The sequence below is a fragment of the uncultured Prevotella sp. genome, from assembly GCF_946407605.1.
Lineage (GTDB): Bacteria > Bacteroidota > Bacteroidia > Bacteroidales > Bacteroidaceae > Prevotella.
Genome location: NZ_CAMJOS010000065.1, coordinates 1 through 5,397, shown reverse-complemented (window position 1 = coordinate 5,397; position 5,397 = coordinate 1). Strand labels below are relative to the sequence as shown.

Below are 5,397 nucleotides of genomic sequence, written 5' to 3'. Positions count from 1 at the left end.
ATTATGGTTTTACTTCCTCTCTGCGACCGGTCAGAATCAGGTAGCGGGTCTTGGCCTGCAGGTATTCGCTATTAGCGGCATTGCGTGAAGTGAGTGCCTGCTGCCACTGGCGTTGGGCATCGAGCAGCTCAGTCATGTTCGTCATGCCGTTGAGATAGTGTTCGCGGTTGATGCGCAGGTTCTCCTCAGAACGTTCCACGCTTTTCTTCGCGATTTGCGTCTGACGGTAAGTACTTTCCAGATTGTCCCAGGCATCTTGTATCTGCAGGGAGATGAGCTCACGTTTGTCTTGACGGAAGTCTTTTGCCTTCTCTACTTCTATCTTTTTCCATTTGTACATTCGCCGTTCGCTCCAAAAGGCACTGATGGGTATCTGGACGGTAGCGAAGGCGATGGCCTTGCTGCTCCATTCGGCGAGCAGCTTGCTGTAATTGGCCATTCCACCCAGCAGTACGATAGGTTGCATGGAGGCTCGGGCTATTTTCTTTTCCAACTCCGACTTTTCCACCCAGATGTCGAGGAGTTGGGTCTCCGTGCGGTTCTCAAGGGCTGTGAGATGTGGCATCAGATACACCTGGGGGTCGACGATGGCGTCATCTGAAATATTTGCATCGATGTCAATATCCTGATCGGCCATACCTATATATTTCGCCAGTGCACGGCGCAACAGCCGACAAGCATTGGCTGTCTTGATGCGCAGAGCCGAGAGCTGGTCTTGCATCAGTTCGACGCCGAGGACGTCGTTTTTGTTGACGATGCCGTTCTCGTAGATGTTGACCGCATCGCGATGTATGCTCTCCGTTTCTTTCTCCATGGCATCGAGCATCTTGTCGGTCTCATGAAGTTCCAGAATCTTGTAAAACAGGAATTCAGTAGTCATCACAATCTCGTCGTCAGTCACCTGCTGCAGTTTTTGGCGAGCATCAACCTGCATGTCGGCCAGTTTGTTGTAATTGCGGATTCTGCCGCCAGTATATAGTGGTTCAAGGACGGTGAGGCCCATCGACGTACCACGTTTGATGGCTTGAATGCCTCCGTTTTTGAAGAAATCCGAGCCCTCGGTGAGCGCTTCGATGATTTCTTGCAGATCTTCCGAGAACAATTGCTGCTTCAGCAGATAGTCGCTGGCCTCGAAATGGGTGGCCGACGCTCCTACCATAGGAAAGTACTTCGTGCGGGCATAGCGTTGCTGTTCCTTGGCGATGAGCAGGTCGTTGCGAGCATCCTTGGCGCTGACGTTGTTGACACGAGCCTCCTGGACACACTCCTGCAGGGTCATGATGCGCTGGGCTGGAGCCCCAATGACCACGAGGTGGGAAATGCCAAGGACGAGGAATAACTTCTTTATCTTCATAACTTAAAACCTTTCTTTTACTACACTGTAGCCGACGGGAATCATGGTGATGATAAACAGCATCGACACCAGTGCTCCTATGCAGATGATGACGCCCATCGGTCCCCACAGCGGCGTGTCCTTAATGACCATCGGTATGACACCCATCGATGCAGCCATCGAAGTGAGGAATACCGGTCGGAACCGCCGTTTGGCCGACAGCAGTGCGGCCTCTTTCGTGGGGTGCTCGTGGCTCAGTTCCTCGGCATAGTCAATCATGATGATACCGCAGCGGGTGATGATACCCATGAGCGAGACGAAGCCGAGTACGCCCGTAGCACCAAACTCCTGACCGAACAAGTGGAGTCCCAGCGCACCACCTATCATCGAGAATCCCAGCGACGACATGATGAGCAGTGTGAGCGGTATGCTCTTCAGGTGGAACACGATGATGAAGAAGATCAGCACGATGGCAATCTGCATGCCCAGATACATCTGCGGACGGTATGTCCGTTCGGTCTCTGCCTGTCCGCCCTCCTCAATCCTGATGCCGTCGGGCAGTCGCAGTGTCTTGAGGTCCCGATAGATATTCTCCGTCAGTTCTCCCACCTTTACGCCCTGACGTCCCATCATGCCATAGACAGAGGCCGTCCGTTCACCATTGATGCGTGTGATGGTGCCAGAGCCCCAGCCTGGCTTGACGTCGGCTATTTGCGACAGCGGTGCTGCCGTAATGGTGGGGATCAGGCCCGTCACGCGAATGTTCTTGAATTCATCGATGTCGTGTCTACCCTTATCGGCATCCTTTACCGTGATGCTCAGTTCGTGGTCGCCCTCCCAGATGGTTGTTACAGGAATGCCGCCACCATAGCGCAAGGCAAAATTCAGCGAGAGCAACGATTTGCTCATGCCTATGCGGTTGGCTTCTTCAGGCTTCATGGTTACCTCCAGTTGGTTACCCGTCGTGCCGAAGCTGGTGGTCAACACGTCTATGTCCTTGTTTTTCGACAATCGGTGATGTATGCTGTCTATGGCCACGTGCAGGCTATCGAGGTTATCACCCTTCACCTCCACTTCCACAGGGTATTGATGGTCGGAGTATTCTATCTGCCGGAACAGTATCTGAGCCTCAGGGAAGTAATAGGAGTAGCGGTGGGCGTAGTCGTCCAGCATTTCCTGCGTCTCTTTGTCGTTATGGGTGTTTACGATGAACTGTGCAAAGTGGGTTCCGCCGAAGTTGGGCAGGAACGTGGCATGGAATCGCGGTGAGCCGCTGCCATAGAACGTGGTCAGGTTGACCACCCGTTCGTCCTTTCGCATGATGCTGGCCAGCGAGTCGGCCACCTGTGCAGTATAGTCCAGGTCTGTGCCTGTAGGCAATATGATATCGACGGCAAACTGGTTGCGCTCGGCCCTGGGCATCAGTCTGATGGGTAACATCAGGATGAGCACAGCCCCCAGCACGATGCTTGCCAGTCCGATGGCAAGGGTGGCGCGCCTGTGGCGGAAGCACCACTCTATCAGCTTGTCGTAGTGACCCTGCATCCGCTCGAGCATCGTCTTCCGCTCGCCTTCGTTTCTTTCCTGCTGACCCGTGTGGAGTCCGTTCTTGATAAACTGATGCTGCAATATGGGCACCACGAAAATGGCGACCACCAGCGATACCGTCAGTACGATGCTGATGGCATACGGGAACCATTGTATGAAGTCGTGTATTAGTTTGTCAGTAGTAAAGAGGAAGGGGAAGAACGTGATGCTGATGACCAGCGTGGCCGTGATGATGCTCTTCACGAATTCCCGTGAAGACTCTATAGCAGCGTGCCAGCGATTCATTCCGGAGTCTAACTTGTCCAGATAGCAGTCTACTACCACCACGCTGTCGTCGACAATCATACCCAGCGTTACCAGCAGGGCCGCCAGTGTGACGCTGTTAATCTCGACTCCTGTCATAAGGAATATGGCCATGGAGGCAAATATCGTGATGGGGATGGTGACCACTGCTACACCCGCCACCCTAAGCGGCAGCATCAGGCATACCACAATGATGACGGACACGATGGCGATGAGCATTTCGAGCATGAAGTCCTGTATGGAGTGGTCTACCACCTGGCTTTGGTCGCTGATCACGTTGATATGCACATCCTTGGGCAATGTCTGCTGGTAGTCGCTGATAAGCTGTTTTACTTCGGTACCGAAGTCGATAATATTCTTGCCCCTGATCATTTGTAGCGACAGCAGCAGGCACTGGCGCCCGTTGTTCTTGATGTATTGTCGCGGTTCAGGGTATTCACGCTTGATGGTGGCAATGTCGCTCAGTCGTACCACTTCGCCCGTGGGAGCAGTACTGACAATGGTCTGTGCCAGGTCCTGTTCGGTATTGAGCGATGACCGGATATGTATCTTCCTGCTCAGTTTTCCATCCTCCAGACTGCCTGTATAGAGTGTGCCTGTAAGTCCGGAAACCTTGCTCATCAGCATGGCCGTATTGATGCCGTACATCGAGAGACGGTCGCGATCCAAATAGATGCTCAGCTGTTCCTTCTGCCCACCCATGCGTATCACGTTTGCCAGGCTCTTCACCGTTCTCAGTCTGTCGCTCAGTCCGTCGGCATAGTCGCCCAGCTCACGGAATGTCTTGCTGTCGCTTTCGATGGTGACCAGCATGGCCGATGAGTCGCCGAAATCGTCGTTGGCCACCACACCCAGCACACCCGTTGGCAGTGTCACGCGGAAGAGTGTCAGCCGCTCCTTCAGCTTGTTCCAGAACTCCGTCTTGCTGCTCTCTGTCCCGTTGAGCCATACAATGGCCGCACAGCCATCGTTCATACTCATCGTCGTAGTCTTTTCCCTGTCTATCTCCTTAAAGGTCCAGAGAAAATCTTCCAGGGGCTTTGCCAACTGCTGCTCCACTTCCAGCTCAGACGCCCCAGGATAGACTCCTACCACCAATCCCACAGGAAGGTCTACCTGCGGAAACTCATCCTTTGGTATATATATCAGCGAAGCAATGCCTGCAAGCATCATGACCAGCACCAGCAGCAGCGTGATGCTTTTATGCCTCATGGCACTCGCCACTAAGCTTTTATCACCTCTTGGCTCTTGCACTTTATCACTTTTCACCCTTTTACCTTTTTACTTTTTTACCTTTACTTCACGCTCATTCCCTCACTGACTTTATTCTGGCCTTGGACGATGATCACATCGCCGTTGGTCAGTCCTGTCTCTATGACCACACCAGCGCTGTATATCTCACCTGTGGTGACAGCCTGACGATGAGCCTTCCCTTGCTTCACCATCCACACAAAGGTCTCCTTGCCGCTAATCTGTATGGCATCCTGCGGCACCAGAATAGAATAGTCTGCACTCACGTCCTTCATGTGTACCTTGCATACCATGCCTGGCAGCAATGTATGGCTTTTATTCTCTACCAAAACCTTTACCGTGTATGTGTGGTTGATGATATTCGCAACCACTCCCTTGTTCACCACTCTGCCCGTAAACACGCTATCACCCAAGGCGGACACCGTAAAGTTCACGTCAGTGCCTTTCTTAATCTTGCCGATCTCTTTCTCCGGGACTGATACGCTTACTTTCACCTTGTCAATCTTCACCAGCTTGAACCCCGTCACACCAGGCATGACGCTGCTGCCTTCATGTACAGCAGCTTGTGCCACATAGCCATCAAAGGGGGCACGCAGCACGATCTCGTCCACATTCTTCCGCGACATGGCTTCTGCAGCTTTTGCCTTGGTCAGCATCGACTCCATCTCTACCATTCTTATCTCTGGCAGTGTACCCTTGTCGTAAAGGTTCTTCATGCGGCGATAGGCATCCTCAGTCTGTGCGAGGGTCGAGGCACTCATTTCGTAGGCATTCCTCACGTTCTGTCCGTCGGTCTCGGCCATTGCCTGACCTTTCCGCACGAATTGTCCTTCATCGACCATCACGCGAATAACCGTACCTAAAACCCCGAATGTGACGTTGGCACCGTCTTCCTCTTCTATCACTCCCATGAAACTCTTGTTCACGCTCTGTGCCCCAGCCTCTACTTTCTGGGTTCTCAC

Annotated in this window: 3 protein-coding genes; all 3 read right to left on the bottom strand. The window is 52.9% G+C overall.

The genetic code is table 11. The features are described 5' to 3' along the window. Position 1 precedes the first annotated feature (1 nt). On the bottom strand, positions 2 to 1,354 hold the full coding sequence (locus tag Q0R57_RS14475; RefSeq protein ID WP_294749179.1) for a TolC family protein: 1,353 nt from the start codon (positions 1,352 to 1,354) through the stop codon (positions 2 to 4). 3 nt (positions 1,355 to 1,357) lie between these two features. Further along, positions 1,358 to 4,396, bottom strand: a complete 3,039-nt coding sequence (locus Q0R57_RS14470) for an efflux RND transporter permease subunit (RefSeq protein WP_294749177.1) — start codon at positions 4,394 to 4,396, stop codon at positions 1,358 to 1,360. A gap of 83 nt (positions 4,397 to 4,479) precedes the next feature. Then, positions 4,480 to 5,397: efflux RND transporter periplasmic adaptor subunit (locus tag Q0R57_RS14465; RefSeq protein WP_294749175.1), on the bottom strand; the 918-nt coding region annotated here is incomplete at its 5' end.